This window comes from Bordetella muralis, assembly GCF_054781015.1.
The window spans coordinates 148,835-164,136 of sequence record NZ_BAAGVF010000001.1 but is presented as its reverse complement, the minus strand read 5'-3'; the positions used below and the strand labels follow the sequence as shown (position 1 = coordinate 164,136).

Annotated in this window: 15 protein-coding genes; 9 read left to right on the top strand and 6 right to left on the bottom strand. The window is 61.2% G+C overall.

All coding sequences use genetic code 11. The annotated features are described in order from the left end of the window. Positions 1 to 16 precede the first annotated feature (16 nt). From ACYVIT_RS00820 to ACYVIT_RS00805, 4 genes are all read left to right on the top strand, one after another. Positions 17 to 901 (top strand): alpha/beta fold hydrolase, encoded by an 885-nt coding sequence (locus ACYVIT_RS00820; RefSeq protein WP_415808932.1) that lies wholly within the window; start codon positions 17 to 19, stop codon positions 899 to 901. Between the two features lie 111 nt (positions 902 to 1,012). Next, positions 1,013 to 1,261 carry a DUF1289 domain-containing protein gene (locus tag ACYVIT_RS00815; RefSeq protein WP_415808933.1) on the top strand — a complete coding sequence of 83 codons (249 nt, stop codon included), beginning with the start codon at positions 1,013 to 1,015 and terminating at the stop codon, positions 1,259 to 1,261. 20 nt (positions 1,262 to 1,281) lie between these two features. Then, positions 1,282 to 2,097, top strand: coding sequence for an AraC family transcriptional regulator (locus ACYVIT_RS00810; RefSeq protein ID WP_415808934.1), 816 nt, complete (start codon positions 1,282 to 1,284; stop codon positions 2,095 to 2,097). Positions 2,098 to 2,187: 90 nt separating this feature from the next. Beyond that, positions 2,188 to 2,574, top strand: a complete 387-nt coding sequence (locus ACYVIT_RS00805; protein ID WP_415808935.1) for a cupin domain-containing protein — start codon at positions 2,188 to 2,190, stop codon at positions 2,572 to 2,574. 117 nt (positions 2,575 to 2,691) lie between these two features. On the opposite strand, the gene metK is transcribed toward ACYVIT_RS00805, so the two are convergent. Beyond that, a complete protein-coding gene (metK, locus tag ACYVIT_RS00800; RefSeq protein WP_415808936.1) occupies positions 2,692 to 3,855 on the bottom strand; it encodes a methionine adenosyltransferase in 1,164 nt (387 codons plus the stop codon). A 284-nt stretch (positions 3,856 to 4,139) separates the two neighbouring features. On the opposite strand from metK, the gene ACYVIT_RS00795 reads away from it, so the two are divergent. From ACYVIT_RS00795 to xerC, 5 genes are all read left to right on the top strand, one after another. Next, positions 4,140 to 5,054 (top strand): lysophospholipid acyltransferase family protein, encoded by a 915-nt coding sequence (locus tag ACYVIT_RS00795; RefSeq protein WP_415808937.1) that lies wholly within the window; start codon positions 4,140 to 4,142, stop codon positions 5,052 to 5,054. Continuing rightward, positions 5,047 to 5,937 (top strand): lysophospholipid acyltransferase family protein, encoded by an 891-nt coding sequence (locus ACYVIT_RS00790; protein WP_415808938.1) that lies wholly within the window; start codon positions 5,047 to 5,049, stop codon positions 5,935 to 5,937. Before ACYVIT_RS00795 ends, ACYVIT_RS00790 begins: the two co-directional genes overlap by 8 nt. Before the next feature lie 112 nt (positions 5,938 to 6,049). After that, entirely contained in the window at positions 6,050 to 6,964 is a 915-nt protein-coding gene (gene dapF / locus ACYVIT_RS00785) for a diaminopimelate epimerase (RefSeq protein WP_415808939.1), read from the top strand. 14 nt (positions 6,965 to 6,978) lie between these two features. Beyond that, positions 6,979 to 7,662 (top strand): DUF484 family protein, encoded by a 684-nt coding sequence (locus ACYVIT_RS00780; RefSeq protein WP_415808941.1) that lies wholly within the window; start codon positions 6,979 to 6,981, stop codon positions 7,660 to 7,662. A 139-nt stretch (positions 7,663 to 7,801) separates the two neighbouring features. Beyond that, positions 7,802 to 8,785 (top strand): tyrosine recombinase XerC, encoded by a 984-nt coding sequence (xerC, locus tag ACYVIT_RS00775; protein ID WP_415808942.1) that lies wholly within the window; start codon positions 7,802 to 7,804, stop codon positions 8,783 to 8,785. Positions 8,786 to 8,798: 13 nt separating this feature from the next. Here xerC and ACYVIT_RS00770 read toward each other — a convergent pair whose 3' ends face one another. The 5 genes from ACYVIT_RS00770 to ACYVIT_RS00750 all read right to left on the bottom strand — a co-directional run bounded on the left by ACYVIT_RS00770 (position 8,799) and on the right by ACYVIT_RS00750 (position 15,299). Continuing rightward, positions 8,799 to 10,874, bottom strand: a complete 2,076-nt coding sequence (locus ACYVIT_RS00770) for a TonB-dependent receptor domain-containing protein (RefSeq protein ID WP_415808943.1) — start codon at positions 10,872 to 10,874, stop codon at positions 8,799 to 8,801. Positions 10,875 to 11,547: 673 nt separating this feature from the next. Continuing rightward, positions 11,548 to 12,672 carry a nickel/cobalt transporter gene (locus ACYVIT_RS00765; protein WP_460478139.1) on the bottom strand — a complete coding sequence of 375 codons (1,125 nt, stop codon included), beginning with the start codon at positions 12,670 to 12,672 and terminating at the stop codon, positions 11,548 to 11,550. After that, complete coding sequence (locus ACYVIT_RS00760) at positions 12,669 to 13,298, bottom strand: DUF1007 family protein (protein ID WP_415807035.1); 630 nt, start codon at positions 13,296 to 13,298, stop codon at positions 12,669 to 12,671. The genes ACYVIT_RS00765 and ACYVIT_RS00760 overlap by 4 nt, the downstream gene beginning before the upstream one ends. A 5-nt stretch (positions 13,299 to 13,303) precedes the next feature. After that, the gene (locus ACYVIT_RS00755) at positions 13,304 to 14,413 is read right to left on the bottom strand and encodes a metal ABC transporter solute-binding protein, Zn/Mn family (protein WP_415807029.1); all 1,110 of its coding nucleotides are present in this window, start codon (positions 14,411 to 14,413) and stop codon (positions 13,304 to 13,306) included. 10 nt (positions 14,414 to 14,423) lie between these two features. After that, positions 14,424 to 15,299: a metal ABC transporter permease gene (locus ACYVIT_RS00750; protein WP_415807028.1), complete on the bottom strand. Its 876-nt coding sequence runs from the start codon at positions 15,297 to 15,299 to the stop codon at positions 14,424 to 14,426. Positions 15,300 to 15,302: the final 3 nt, after the last annotated feature.

The window sequence follows — 15,302 nt, the reverse complement described above, 5'->3', positions numbered from 1 at the left end:
TGAAATTGGAACGCACGTGACTGACTCCCTATTCGATCTGCCTTTGCAAACCTTTGTGGTCAATGGCGTGCGCATAGCCGCCCGCATCCAGGGCGACGGACCACCGCTGCTGCTATTGCACGGCCACCCGCAGACGCACGTCATCTGGCATCGCGTCTGGCCCGATCTGGTTCGAACCAACACCTGCATCGCCGCGGATTTGCGCGGCTACGGCGACAGCGAAAAACCCGAGGCCACATCCGCTCACGCCGCGCATTCAAAGCGCGAGATGGCGCGCGACATGGCCGAGCTGATGAGTGCGTTGGGCCACGAGCAATTCGATGTATTGGCTCACGACCGCGGCGCGCGTGTCGCACATCGTCTGGCGCTGGATCATGCCGCGCGCGTGCAGCGCATGATGTTGCTGGATATCGCGCCCACTCTGGATATGTACGAAGGCACCACGCGTGCCTTTGCACAAGCGTATTTCCATTGGTTCTGGCTCATTCAACGCGCGCCGATTCCCGAAACCATGATCGAACATGACCCGGTGTTTTATATCCGCTCCGTCATGGGCAGCCGGCCTGGGGGCCTGGCGCTATTCGCACCCGAGGCATTGGCCGAATACGAACGCTGCGCCCAGCTGCCGAACTGGGCCACCGGCATCTGCGAGGATTACCGCGCCTCAGCCACCATCGACCTGCAACACGACCGTGACGGCCGTGCACGAGCCGAACGCCTGCGCATGCCCGTGCGCGTATTCTGGGGCGAGCGCGGCGCCGTCGGACAGAATTTCGACGTGCTGGGACTATGGCGCGCCGTCGCCGACGATATCGCGGGCCGTGCCTTGCCCGGTGCGCATTATCTGGCCGAGGAAATACCAGAGTTGATTGTGGAAGAAGCGCGACAGTTGTTTAACTGAGCGGCTCCAGCGTAACCGGGCCGGATAATCCCGCCATTGCGTACGTGCTTATCCGACCCTGCGTCAGGGCCTTGCAAAAAGGGACGCACCGCGGATGCTAAGCTGCGCCTGATGAGTCACACCCTATCCACCTCTGACGGCGACACTGTTGCCCCTGGCGACGCAGAACCGTCGCAAAACGCTTTTGTTGCGACCGACTCCCCCTGCGTGGCAGTCTGCTCCACGCTGTTCGACGAGATCTGCCGCGGCTGCGGCCGCACGGCCATGGAGGTCTCCAACTGGGTCTTCATGACCGAAGAAGAAAAACAGATTGTGTGGCACCGGATTCGTGCCCAGGGATATCCGCGTCGCAAGGGATAGTGAGACGTGGAACGTGCAAAATGGCCAAGACGACGACGCCTCGCGATTGGGTAAAGCACGCTAGCCAGCCAGGACGCCTCGAACGTATCGAAGCCTATTTCGGAGGGCATGGTTACACGCCGCATCGGCACGATACCTACGCCATCGGCTTGACCTTGGGCGGCGTGCAGAGTTTTCAATATCGCCACGCGCAGCGCCATAGCCTGCCGAACACCATTCTGGTGTTGCATCCCGATGAACTGCACGACGGCGAAGCGGGGACCGAGGCGGGTTTTCATTACCGGATGGTGTACATCGAGCCTTCCTTGATCCAGCAGATTCTCGGTGGCAAACCGCTGCCGTTCGTCGAAGGCGGCCTGTCTGGCGACCCTCGGCTTCGCAGTGCGCTTGCGCCATTGCTTCGAGACATGGACGCCGGCGTCGATCCCATGGAAGAAGACGACGCGCTGCATGATCTGGCACAGGCCCTGATCGACGTAGCCGGGCAGCGCCGTATGCGGCGCCATCCTGACTTCATTGCAGTGGAACGCGCCCGAGCCTATATCCATGATTCCCTGGAGCAAACCATCACATTGGATGCGCTGGCGCAAGTCAGTGGCATGGACCGCTGGCAGTTGTGCCGGGATTTCCGGTCGCTCTACGGCACCAGCCCGTATCGTTATCTGACCATGCGCCGCCTCGATCGCGTACGGCAGTTGATGCGGTCGGGCCAAACCATCGCCGAATCGGCGCTGACGGCCGGCTTTTTTGATCAAAGCCACATGGCGCGCCAGTTCACTGCCGCGTACGGCGTCCCTCCAGCTCGATGGATGACACGAATAAAACAGTCACGGTAAATCCATGACGCCGACTTGCACGATCGTGCAAGATTCGCCGCAGACACGCTCCTAACATGCTGATTCCCGTCTATTCATCAGGATTCCAACATGACCACGGCGCCCGCTGCCCGTCATCACCACCCGATCAATTTCGCCCAGAAATTCACGCTTTTCAACGAACAGTGGTCACCCAAGGTCGTGGCCGAGATGAACGACTACCAATTCAAGATCGTTCGCCTGGAAGGCGACTTCATCTGGCATACGCATGCCGACACGGACGAGGCTTTCCTCGTCCTCGAAGGCGAGTTGCGTATTGATTTCCGCGACGGCAACATTTTGCTGCGGCAGGGAGAGCTGTACATTGTTCCCAAAGGAACCGAGCACAAGCCGTACGCCGAACACGAAGTCAAGCTGATGTTGATCGAGCCTCGCGGCGTGTTCAACACAGGGGAACAAACTGGAGAACGAACCGCACAGAACGATGTGTGGATCTAGTATCAAAGACGCCAGGACATCCCGCCGCTATTCGACCCAAAGCGGCCTCTGACACTCTCCGGCCATAAACGAAACGGCCACCTCGCAGGGTGGCCGTCAGATCAGCGCATAAAGGGCTTACGCGCTTTTCTTCAGATCCTGAGCCTTGTCGATGGCTTCCCAAGAGAACTCGGGCTCGGCACGGCCAAAGTGACCGTAAGCCGCCGTCTTGGTGTAGATCGGGCGCAGCAGGTCGAGCATGTTGACGATGCCTTTGGGACGCAGATCAAAGTGCTCGCGCACCAGCTTGGCGATCTGATCATCGGAGATCACGCCGGTGCCCTCGGTATAGACCGTGATGTTGATCGGCTCGGCTACGCCGATGGCGTAGCTGACCTGTACCTGGCATTGACGGGCCAGGCCAGCGGCCACGATGTTCTTGGCCACATAGCGCGCAGCATACGCAGCCGAACGGTCAACCTTGGAAGGATCCTTGCCGGAGAAAGCACCACCGCCGTGCGGGCAAGCGCCGCCGTACGTGTCCACAATGATCTTGCGGCCGGTCAGGCCGCAATCGCCTTGCGGACCGCCGATCACGAAACGGCCGGTCGGGTTGACCAGGAATTTCGTCTTGGGCGTGATCAGGCCATCAGGAAAGCTGGGCTTGATGATGTCTTCGATGACGGCTTCGTGAATCGACGATTGCGAGATCTCGGGCGCATGCTGCGTGGACAGCACCACGGTATCGACCTCGACCGGGCGGCCATCGACGTAGCGGAACGTAACCTGGGATTTGGCGTCGGGGCGCAGCCACGGCAGGCGGCCGTCCTTGCGCAGTTCGCTCTGGCGCTGCACCAGACGGTGCGCGTACCAGATCGGGGCCGGCATCAGGTCGGGGGTTTCGTCGCAGGCGTAACCGAACATCAGGCCTTGGTCACCCGCGCCCTGGTTCAAGTAGTCTTCGGAGGTACGGTCCACGCCCTGAGCAATGTCAGGCGACTGCTTGTCATAGGCCACGAGCACCGCGCAGCCTTTGTAATCAATACCGTAATCGGTATTGTCGTAACCGATGCGGCGGATGGTGTCGCGCGCGACCTGGATATAGTCGACGTTGGCGGTCGTGGTGATTTCACCAGCCAACACGACAAGCCCGGTATTGCACAGCGTCTCAGCAGCGACGCGCGCATTCGGGTCTTGGGTAAAAATGGCGTCAAGAATGGAATCGGAAATCTGGTCGGCGACCTTGTCCGGATGCCCTTCGGAGACGGATTCAGAGGTAAAGAGAAAATCGTTACTGGCCACGGGTACGTCCTTACGAGACCGGCAAAGCCGGCACACAGGTTTAACGAGGCGCGTTGCGCGCGGATCTGAACCTGAATGGATAAGGATCTGGGCGCGACGCTTTAGCGGATTTTGCCGAAACGCTCGCGCGCAACAGGCGTCGCCCCGCAAGTTGTCGGTTAACTCGGCGACAGAACGCATTTTAGGCGAAAATGCCGGGTCCATGCTTATGGCATGAATTCATACGCTTATCTGTAGAGACTTCGCACCGTGGGTTTCACGCTGCGACACATGATCCGACCCGCATGCTGCTTGCCTTGTTTCGCGCCGTTGCCTTGCTTCCCCTGCCTGTCTTGCACGTGGCAGGACGAGTGCTGGGCCGCCTGATCTACGCGTTCCCGGGGCGCTACCGGCAACGCCTGCAGGCCAACGCCGCCCAGGCGGGCTATCCGGATCCCGCATTTGCCCGTCGGGCAGCCGCCGAAACCGGCGCCATGATGATGGAAATGCCCAAGGTCTGGTTCCGCGGTGAAGAAAGCCTCGCCAAGACGGTTTCGGACGACGTTCACGTCGTCGAGGCTGCCTTGGCCGAAAATCGGGGCATCTTGTTCCTGACACCGCATCTCGGCTGTTTCGAGATCACGGCCCGCTACGTGGCAGTGGCGTGCCACATCCCGATGACCGTCATGTTCCGACCGCCTCGCATGGCGGCCTTTGCGCCATTGCTCGATACCGCACGTAACACGTCCGGCCTGAAGGCAGTACCCGCAAATATGCAGGGCGTACGCGAGTTCGTGCGCGCCTTGCGCCGAGGCACAGCCGTCGGCCTTCTGCCCGACCAAGCGCCTGGCGAAGGCGACGGCGTCTGGGCGCCGTTTTTCGGACGCATGGCGTACACCATGACATTGCCGGGCAAGCTCGCTGCTCAAACCCAGGTCGCCGTGATCGTCGTGACGGGCGAACGCCTGCCGAAAGGCCGAGGCTGGCGCGTCCATTTCTCGCGCGTGCCCGACCCGTTGCCACAGGATCCACAAGCCCAGGCCGCCTTATTCAATGCCGCCATGGAAAAGGTGATTCGCCACATGCCGCATCAATACCTGTGGAGTTACAACCGCTACAAGACCCCGCGCGGTGCGCCGCCCGTTCCGCCCATGCCTGGACCCCAGGCGTCCGACAAGCCGTCCTCGTCCGCATCCCCCGGGGCTGACTCTCATGAATGATTTCAAACTGCGAGCCCTGAACGCGTTATTCGCCTGGTTCGGCCGCATCCGACCATCCACCCGCCAACACATAGGTGCTGGACTCGGCTGGCTGACCCGCAAACTGGCCCGCTCGCGCGTGCGCATCGTGCGCCTGAACCTGCAACTATGCTTTCCCGAGCTCTCCGAGGCAGAACGGGAGAGCTTGATGCGGGCGCATTTCCGCGCGCTGGCACAGACCATCGTAGACCGAGGCGTCCTGTGGTACGGCACGCCCGAGGCCATACGCGAAATGGTGACCACCGAGGGCGCCGAGAGGATCAACGCCTTGATCGCCGAGGGCCGGCGGGTCCTGCTGCTGGCGCCGCATTTTGTGGCGCTGGACGCGGCCGCGACACGCTTGACGATGGATGTGCCCAGCAGCGCCACCATGTACACGCCTCAGAGCGATCCGGCGGTGGACACCCTGGTACGTAACGGCCGCGGCCGATTCAACGAGGTTTTCCTCGTGAGCCGCAAAGATGGCGTGCGCGATCTGATCCGCCATCTGCGCGCGCCGCGGCCGGTGTATTACCTGCCCGATATGGACTTTGGCCGCCAGGGCGCGGTGTTTGTGCCTTTTTTTGGCATACCGGCAGCCACGCTCGAGGCTACCGCCCAACTGGCTCGCAAATGGGACGCGGCGGTCGTGCCCGTGATCGATTTCTGGGATCCCGATACGGGCCGATATCACGTCGAAGTCATGCCGCCGTTGGCAGACTTCCCTGGCGAAGGCACACTGGAGGAAGCCACGGCACGTTTGAACCAGCACATCGAAGGCTGGGTCCGGCGTTGCCCCAGCCAGTACTATTGGGTTCATCGGCGCTTTAAGACACGCCCCTTGGGCCAAGCCAAATATTATTGAATATTCTGCGGGAGCTGGCTTTGGTTTGCTCGCCACCAGCACCACACAAAAGCATACGGATTGACCGGGGCTGTCTCCGGCCATTCCATCCCCCCTGCCACGCCCTGACGTAATGCGCGATAATCCTCCCATGATCTGGAACTTCACCAAAATGCATGGCGCGGGCAACGACTTTGTCGTGCTCGACGGCGTACGCCAAGCCATCCACATGACGCCCGAGCGCGCGCGCGCCCTGGCCGATCGTCATTTCGGCATCGGTGCCGACCAAATTCTCCTGGTCGAACCGGCCACGCGTTCGGATGCGGATTTTCGCTATCGCATTTTCAATGCCGATGGTTCGGAGGTCGAGCACTGCGGCAACGGCGCACGCTGCTTTGTGCGATTCGTGCACGAACAACATTTGTCCGACCGGAATCCGCTGCGCGCAGAGATTGCGACCGGCATTCTGGTATTGGACGAAGGCGACGACGAACAAGTCACCGTGGATATGGGCGTGACCCGTTTTGATCCGGCCGCCTTGCCATTCGATACTGATGGCCTGGCCTCGCACACGCAGGGCGAGGACACATTGTGGCAATTGGACTTGCCCGAAGCCCCCCCCGGCGCGCCGCGCAGCGTGCAGGTCTCGGCTGTGGCCATTTCCAATCCCCACGCCGTCCAGCAAGTCGATGACGTGGACACTGCCCCCGTAGGCATTGTCGGCCCCATGATCGAACGCCACCCTCGTTTTGCCCGTCGCGTCAACGCGGGCTTTATGCAGGTCGTCGACCGCAACACCATCCGGCTGCGCGTGTACGAACGCGGAGCGGGCGAGACCCTGGCCTGCGGGACAGGCGCCTGCGCTGCCGTCGCTGCCGGTATTCGCCGCGGCCTGCTGGATTCGCCTGTGCGGGTCCATACCCGCGGCGGCATCCTCACCGTGGACTGGAACGGCGAACGCCTCCGCATGACGGGCCCTGCCGCCTCTGTCTACAACGGCCAGGTCGATATCGACAAGCTGGTTTTCTCCATGGCCCTAGGCCGATAAACGCTACGCATTCAATGACCGATACCGCTCTCACTGCCCAGGACATCGCGGATTTCCTGCAAAACAACCCGGAATTCTTCGATCAGCACGCCGAGGTCTTTGCCACGCTGCAAGTCCCGCACCCACACGGTACGCGCGCCATTTCGCTGGGAGAGCGGCAGATTCTGGCCCTGCGCGAACGCAATCGCGAACTCGAATGGCGCCTGAACGAGCTGATCAACAACGCTGATTCGAATGAGGCTATCGGTGACCATGTTTCGCAATGGTGTGCGCGCCTGCTGGGCGAAAGCGAGCCGCAACACCTGCCGGGCGAAATCGCACTGGGTCTGGCCGAGCAGTTCGACCTGAATCATGTCGGCCTGCGGTTGTGGAATCTGGCCGGACTGGCTCCCACGGGTTACGGTGCGCCTGTCTCGCAGGACGTACGCGACTTTACCGATAGCCTGAAAACGCCGTACTGTGGCCCGGACACCGAATTCGAGGCTGTGAACTGGCTGGATGCCAAGCCCCAATCGCTGGCCTTGATTCCGCTACGTTTCGACGTGGATCAACCCAGCATCGGCCTGCTCGTACTGGGGTCCGATGATCCTGCCCGCTTCAACCCGGAAATGGGCACGGTGTTCCTCGAAGCAATCGGCCGCCTGGCTTCGGCAACACTGCGCCGGCTGAATACACCTGCGCCGCAGAATCCGGCCTGACATATCGAGAGGACAGGGATCAGGAGCACACCCCATCAATCCCCTGCTTACCTTTAACCCATGCGGATCGCAGGCCGGTCAACCCGTGCCTGCCCCTCGCCGTAAAAGCGGCGATGCCTGGACCTGAGGCTTATCCATCATGACCGAGCCAGTTCCCGATCCCGTTTCAGAATCCCTGCCTCAGCCCCTGGATGCGTGGCTGCAACACTTGCAGGCCCATCGGCGCTATTCCCCTCACACGCTGGACGCCTATCGACGCGACCTGCGCCAGTTGGCCACCTTGGCCCACGCAGTCAAGCTGCCGCTCGAACAGCTCACCAACAGCCACATCCGGCAGTTTGCCGCCCGCCTGCATGCGCAGGGCCTGGGACCACGCAGCCTGGCCCGCACATTGGCGGCCTGGCGAGGTTTTTATCAATGGTGGGCACCCACGATAGATCTGGCCGGCAACCCCGTAGTCGGCGTGCGTGCTCCCAAAGCGCCACGCGGTCTGCCCAAGGCACTATCCGTGGAGCAGGCACAGGCACTGCTGGACCATGCCTCGGCAAAATTGGCTACCGAGCCTGCGGGCTTGCGCGATCGCGCCATGTTCGAACTCCTGTATTCCAGCGGTCTGCGGCTCTCTGAGCTCGTGGGGCTCGATTTGCATTACACCCGTACCGCCGACTACGAATCGTCGAGTTGGCTCAACCTCGCCGAGGCCGAAGTCCTGGTATTGGGCAAAGGCGGCAAACGCCGCAGCGTCCCCGTCGGGCAGGCCGCATTAACGGCCCTACAACGCTGGATCGAAGTCAGGTCCCAATTGGCAGCGGCGAGCGCTACTGATACGGACGCCAATGCCCTGTTCGTGGGAACACGAGGCCGGCGCATCTCGCCTCGTGTTGTCCAGACACAGCTTGCAAAATTCGCGCAGGCAGCTGGCCTGCCTGCGCATGTACATCCGCACGTGTTGCGCCATAGCTTCGCCAGCCACGTTTTGCAATCCGCGCAAGACCTGCGTGCAGTGCAAGAGATGCTGGGCCATGCCAACATCTCTACGACGCAGATCTACACCAGGCTAGACTTTCAGCATCTGGCCAAAGCCTATGATCAGGCCCATCCACGAGCGGGACGTAAATCCTAGATTTACGTCGCGATCAGTACGTCACCCGTACGCCTAACAGCACGCTTCGACCGGCCAACGGTGCCGCGGTCGAGATGAACGAGGCGTGGTTATACGCCAGCTTGTCCAGCAAGTTCGTCCCGCGCAGATAGATCTCATAGGCAGTGTCGGAGCCAAATGAGTTGCGATAGCTCACCACGGCATTCACCATGTCATAGCCAGCGGTGCTCGACTCATACGATGCGATATCGTTCTGACGGAATACATGCGCATATTCCACACCGCCTGACCATTGCTGCCACTTGACGTTGGCCCGCACGCCCGCGCGCGCGGCGGGAATACGCGGCAGATTGCCGTCGCCGCCGGTCAATTTGCCGCGCACGTAATCACCGAACACCCCAGCAGAAAACACCTTGTTGAACTGGTGGCGCACCTCACCCTCGATCCCTGTGAACTCTGCGTCATGCTGCGCGTACTCGATCAAGCGGAAATCTTCATACTGATCAAGCGTGTTCGCATAGATGTAGTTCTTGACCCGATTATGAAAAGCGCTCACGCTGAACGTCGTGTCGCCTTCGTGCTTGCGCAAGGTCAAATCGATATTGTGCGAAGTTTCCTTGCTCAAATCGGCATTGCCGATTTCGTAGGTATTCGTCGCCAAGTGCACACCGTCTGCATATAGCTCCTGTGCGTTGGGCAGACGCTGCGAGCGCGACAGCGACAAGGCTACCGAATACTGCGGCGCAAAGTCCCAGATCGCGGCAGCCGACAGCGACGTGCCCGATTGGCTGGAACGCGGGTTATCGCCCTCGGGAGAAATACGCTGCCAGTCCTGGCGCGCACCAACCTCAAAGCGCCAATCGGCCAGACGATATTCCTCTAGCAAAAAGAGACCCGTCGACTGCGTATCGCTGCGCGGCAAGAACGCCTCTTCGCCTTCGGCGCTGAAATCGCTGAACGAATTCTGCAGACCGATTACGCCGCGCCAGCCGTACAGCGGCTTGTGCTCCAACTCCAGACGCGCGTCATAGCCGCGGTTTTTAAAGGTGGTGCCGACTTCTCCGCCTTCGATTTCCTGATGCTGATAATCCGTCAGGCCGCCACGGAACCGGACTTTCTCGAACCCGGCAAAAGGCTCGGTATATTCTGCACGAACGTCCACACGTTTGCTGCGCAGTTTGACGTAGGGAGGATCCTCACCCTCACCATGTTCGTGGTCATGATCGTGGCCGTCTTCACCCTCATGATCGTGATCGTCGTGGCCACCGCAATGCAGATGCGTGCCATGGGGATGGCAACCTTCATACTCGTGATTGTGCCCGGGCAGACCGTACTTGCTGTCCAGATAGGTGAATGCCACCCCGACATAGCCGCGCGGCGTGATCCACGACAGGCCCAGGCTGCCTTGCGAGGACTCGCTATACGAGCCTGCCAGCTCTTTGCTGGTCCAATCCGGCACGTCGTAATCATCGGTGCGACGTTTCATGCCTTCGACGTGGACGGCAAACTGGCCTGTGCCGGCGGTGATGCTCACTGCGCCTGCACGCTCGTTGGTGCCGGTCGCACCGCGAACCTCTGCTTCGGCCTCGACGCCTTTCTCCGGGATTGCCGTGGGGATACGGTTATCCAGCACGTTGACAACGCCGCCGATGGCGCCGCCCCCGTACAACAGCGTGGCCGGACCGCGCAGGACTTCAATGCGTTGCGCCAGGAGGGGCTCTGTCGTCACCGCGTGGTCGGGGGAAATGCTGGAAGCATCCATCAATTCCGATCCATCTGACAGCACCTTGACCCGTGGCGCGGTCTGGCCACGGATCACGGGCCGGCTGGCGCCGCCGCCGAACGTATCCGAGTTGATACCCGGCAAACCGTTCAACGTATCGCCCAGGGTACCTTGACGACGTTCGATCAGCGCATTGCCGTCCAGCACGAGTGCGGGCAAGGCCATGCTGTCCGGGTCCAGGCCTAGAGGATTGGCTGAAACGGTGATGGGAGCCAAGGTGGCGGCAGCGTCAGCGTTGGTATCTGCTGACTGGATAGGTTGCGCCTGCACGGCGGGGGCTAGCGCTAGAGAGAGTGCCAGCGCTAGCGGATGAGGGTTTAACGTCATTTCCCGTCTCGATTATGTTATATCATTTCAAAAACTACGAGATGATATAACATATCAATTATTGACGCATGAAGAAATTACGGCTGTTGCTCGGTCAGAGGTGGCAGAGTGTGTCTCTGTGAAGACGTCCCTGCCGGGTGCCTGGAAGCCGCACCGGCCCTATCGCACGGACTCGGCCCATGACCAGGGGCCTCGGCCCGCTTCGCGGGCTAAATCCGCGCTCTACGGGCCGGCACGGCTTCCAGGCACCCGGCAGGGACTCACAGTAGTGGCATGCCACGGTTGCTGGCTGGCGCGGGTCGCGGCTGAATCGCGGCGTAAGTTGTGACGTATACGGCCGCCCCATCGACGACGATGTGGCCATTGTCTGTACCAACAACTGTGGAGACATCCGTCATATGCAGACAACGTGAGCCGACGTGCGCCGTGTAAAAGCGGTGCCGGCCCGTAGAGCCCGCCGAACCAGCCTTGTCAGGCGGGGGGAAGTCGGCTGGGCATGTTTGAGTGGAGCGCAGCGGAGCGAGTTTGCCCAGCCGCCCCGCCTGGCGAGGCTGGTGAAGGGGAGTCTGGCCGCGCAGGCGGCCAGACCGGGCGATAGGGCCGGCACCGCTTTTACACGGCGCACGTCGGCGCCAATAGAACGCAAACCGCAACTCAAAAACGCCCCCGTGAATCACCCCCCGCCACGAATCTGCCCCCCCAACAACAACACCCCCAGCAACAACACAAACACCGCCGCCGCCACCTCAATCCCCACACGCACCCGAGTCATCCACACAGCAGAAGCATAAGCCCCCACCCGCGTAGCAGCCCCCGCCGCCACAACGGCAAAAACCGCCAATGCAGCAACAGTAAGCCCCGTCCCCAGCCCCATAGCCAACGCAGCAGCTATCCCCGCCGCGAAGAAGTCTTGCGACAACGCAAAGACCAAGACAATGAGCGCGCCGCTGCATGGCCGTAAACCCATCGCGAGAATGGCCGACATGGCTTTGCGCCAGTCCAGCGCACCAGCGACTTGATCGGGAGACGGGACATGCACATGCCCGCAACCACAGTCATCATGATGGTGATGACCGTTGTGGATCGGAATGACATGAGACGGAGGCTCAACGTCTGTGCTCAGCGGAACATGATTGGGTTGATGCCTCGCCGCCTCGAGATGATCATGCGCTGCGTGATGACCGCGCTCATCATGCGTAGATTGGTGTGCATGCCCCTGCCCCACATCATGGACATGTTGATGGCCCGGTCGGCGCAGCCAGGGCCGCAAGGCTTTGCTCCAGACCAGCCATGCTCCCAACAGCGTGATCAATGCGTATGACGCGGTTTCCAGCCAACGCGTGGCGCGATTCATTTCCGGTGCCGTCGCGTGCAACAGCCAGGCCATGACAGCGACCAGCACGATGGCTACCAACGCCTGCAACAGAGCCGCCAACAAGGCCAGCAAAGCACCGTTGCGAGCAGTCTGGCGATTGGCCAGGACATACGAGGCAATCACGGCCTTGCCGTGGCCTGGACCCAGCGCATGGAATATGCCATACGCAAACGAGAGGCCTAACAACCCCCAGGCGGCCGTTCCGTCGGCCTGCCAGGCGCGTACCGCACCGGTGAGCTGTCTGTAGAAATGCGATTGCCATGCAGAGATCTGCGCAAACAGGCCGCTCAGCCAGTCAGGCCCCGCCACGGCGCCCCCGCTTTCCGGCACTCCAAATGGATGCGCACTCTGAGCCCATCCCGCCAAAGGCGGCAGCCAGAGCAGCAATGCCCATGTCAGTGCCACCACATACGGCTTCCTCATCCGCAACTCACTTCTATCCGATGTGTCAGACCCTTCGTGATGGCCAGCAACTCATCGGGTACGGTTTCCGCCTCGGCAGGAATCGCCGCCAATTTCTGCATGGTCTGCCAATCGAGTTCGCCGGGCGGCCGATAAGATTGCTGACACGATTTCGGCGCGTCGATCAACGACACCGCACCCGGCGCACTAAAGTCATACGCGACGAAATACGTCGGATCGTAGATATCGAACTGCACGCCCTGTTTATCCGGCACCATGGGCTGAGCGAGGGGCAGCGTGAACGACAGCGTCAATCGCTGCGATTTGGTGTCCCAGCTCACCACGGCATCACGTGGCTCGGCGAATTTCATCGGTTTTCCATTCACGCTTGCCTGCGTGAAATAGTGTGAAATCGGCTCGCCCAAAGCCTGCATCCAATCTTTCGCCATGCCCTTCAGGGTCTCGGCAGGCAGGCTGCCATCGGGGCCTTTTTCCAGGCCTTGAGTGGTGTAGGCGCCGAACATTTCGTCGAACAGCCAATCTTGCTGGATCGCCGTCATTCGGCCCTGCCCGTCAAAGGCGATACGCGCGCGAGCATCTATCCACATATGTGGATGAGCCTGCGCCGCCGGTGCGGCACAGGCCATCATTATTACGGCTGCAATGCCTCGGAAAGCTGACGCGCATTCCATTCAAACATCCCCAGATAAGTCGCCGCCGGCTGTCCGGATGGAGCCAGCGCATCGGAGTAGAGCGTACCACCGGTACGTGCCCCTGTTTCGCGCGCGATCTGCTGTACCAGAGCGGGGCTGCTGATGTTCTCGACAAACACGGCGGGCACGTGTTCGCGCTTGACCAGTTCGATGATGCGCGCAATGTCGGCTGCCGCAGGCTCGGCGTCGGTGGACAAGCCGGCCACGGGAATGAATCGCACGCCGTAGGCGTCACCGAAATAACCAAAGGCGTCGTGCGAGCTGACCACCTGGCGACGCGCGGTCGGGATGGCGGCAAAGGTCTTGCGAATCTGTGCGTCCAATGCCTCGATGCGCGCGATATAGGCTTGCGCGCGTTGACGATAGGCCGCGGCGTGCGCCGGGTCGGCGGCGGCCAGGCCCTCTGCGATGTTGCGGGCGTAGATGACGCCGTTCTTCAGGCTTTGCCAGGCGTGCGGATCTTGATCGCCGTGGTGATGATGGTGGCCACCGTCCGCGTGAGCGTGGGAGTCATCATGATCGTGGTCATGGCCATGATCGTGTTCATCGTGATGTTGACCGTCATCATGATCATGGTCGTGACCATGCGTATCGTTGTTTCCCTGAGCCGGCTTCTTGTCGGCGCTGTGATCATGCGCGCCGCCAGTGTGGTCATGACCGCGTTCCTGCTGCTCAGTCATTTTTCGCGGCGTGATGCCAGCCGTTGCGACAATGGTGGCCCCTGAAAAATCCGCGGCCTTCGCCAGGCGCGGCAGCCACGTTTCGAAATCCAGACCGTTTTCTACCAGGACGCTGGCCGCTTTCAACTGACGGGCCGCCGCCGGCGTAGGCTCATACGTGTGGGCATCGCCATCGGGGCCGACCAATGTCGTCACCGCCACATCGTCGCCACCGATTTCGCGCACCATATCGCCCAGCACTGAAAAGCTGGCGACGACTCGCAGAGGTTCGGCGCTCTGCGCCATGACGGGCGCGTACACGCTGGCAGCGCCCAACGTCAGCATCATCAATATACGGCGCCGTGCTTGCGCGGCAGAATAATTGTGCATCGTTCTTCCTTTAGCGAAAACGGGTACGGCCATGAGCCATCAGGCCGTGCAATAGCCCACCCTGCGGCCCGCAAGCCACAGAAACCAGATACGCCAGCCCCGCCGCCAGAATGATGGCGGGTGATGCCGGCAAGTTGTAGTGATAGGAAAACAAGAGGCCACATAGCCCGGACACGATTCCAACGATCGCCGACAAGACGATTTGCCCGGCCACGGTCGGCTGCCAGAAACGCGCGGCAGCAGCGGGCAACATCATCATGCCCACCACCATCAAGGTCCCCATCACCTGAAACCCGGCCACCAGATTCACGACGACCAGGACGAGAAAGGCCATGTGCGCCAACGTGCCCCGTCCCCCGCAGGCTCGTAGAAAGCCTGCGTCCAGACACTCGGCCACCAACAGCCGATACAGCAGCGCCATCGCCGCCAACGTCACGCTCGCAACGCTGGTCACCAGCAGCAGGGACGCGTCATCCAGGCCGAGCACGGTGCCAAACAACACATGCAGCAGATCCATATTCGAGCCCCGCATTGACACCAGCAATACACCCAACCCCAGTGAAATCAGATAGAACGCCGCAAAACTCGCGTCTTCGCGCAAAGGCGTCAGCCGGGCAACGACGCCCGCCAGTACAGCGACAAGCAACCCGGTGATCAAGCCGCCCAGCAGCATGGCCCACAACGACAAACCCGATAGCAGGAAGCCCGCCGCCACACCCGGCAAGATCGCGTGCGACATGGCGTCCCCCATCAGACTCATCCGCCGCAACACCAAAAAGACGCCAAGCGGCGCGGCGCCCAACGCTGCCGCCGACGTACCCGCCAGTGCGCGCCGCATAAAGCCATAGTCGACGAACGGCGCCACGGCCCAGTCCAGCAACGTCATCGC

Coding starts and splice junctions, on each gene's coding strand:
- ACYVIT_RS00815 (WP_415808933.1), top strand. CDS start 1,013: ATGAGTCACACCCTATCCACCTCTGACGGCGACACTGTTGCCCCTGGC.
- ACYVIT_RS00810 (WP_415808934.1), top strand. CDS start 1,282: ATGGCCAAGACGACGACGCCTCGCGATTGGGTAAAGCACGCTAGCCAG.
- ACYVIT_RS00805 (WP_415808935.1), top strand. CDS start 2,188: ATGACCACGGCGCCCGCTGCCCGTCATCACCACCCGATCAATTTCGCC.
- ACYVIT_RS00795 (WP_415808937.1), top strand. CDS start 4,140: ATGCTGCTTGCCTTGTTTCGCGCCGTTGCCTTGCTTCCCCTGCCTGTC.
- ACYVIT_RS00790 (WP_415808938.1), top strand. CDS start 5,047: ATGAATGATTTCAAACTGCGAGCCCTGAACGCGTTATTCGCCTGGTTC.
- dapF (WP_415808939.1), top strand. CDS start 6,050: ATGCGCGATAATCCTCCCATGATCTGGAACTTCACCAAAATGCATGGC.
- ACYVIT_RS00780 (WP_415808941.1), top strand. CDS start 6,979: ATGACCGATACCGCTCTCACTGCCCAGGACATCGCGGATTTCCTGCAA.
- xerC (WP_415808942.1), top strand. CDS start 7,802: ATGACCGAGCCAGTTCCCGATCCCGTTTCAGAATCCCTGCCTCAGCCC.
- ACYVIT_RS00770 (WP_415808943.1), bottom strand. CDS start 10,874: ATGACGTTAAACCCTCATCCGCTAGCGCTGGCACTCTCTCTAGCGCTA.
- ACYVIT_RS00765 (WP_460478139.1), bottom strand. CDS start 12,672: ATGAGGAAGCCGTATGTGGTGGCACTGACATGGGCATTGCTGCTCTGG.
- ACYVIT_RS00760 (WP_415807035.1), bottom strand. CDS start 13,298: ATGGCCTGTGCCGCACCGGCGGCGCAGGCTCATCCACATATGTGGATA.
- ACYVIT_RS00755 (WP_415807029.1), bottom strand. CDS start 14,413: ATGCACAATTATTCTGCCGCGCAAGCACGGCGCCGTATATTGATGATG.
- ACYVIT_RS00750 (WP_415807028.1), bottom strand. CDS start 15,299: ATGACGTTGCTGGACTGGGCCGTGGCGCCGTTCGTCGACTATGGCTTT.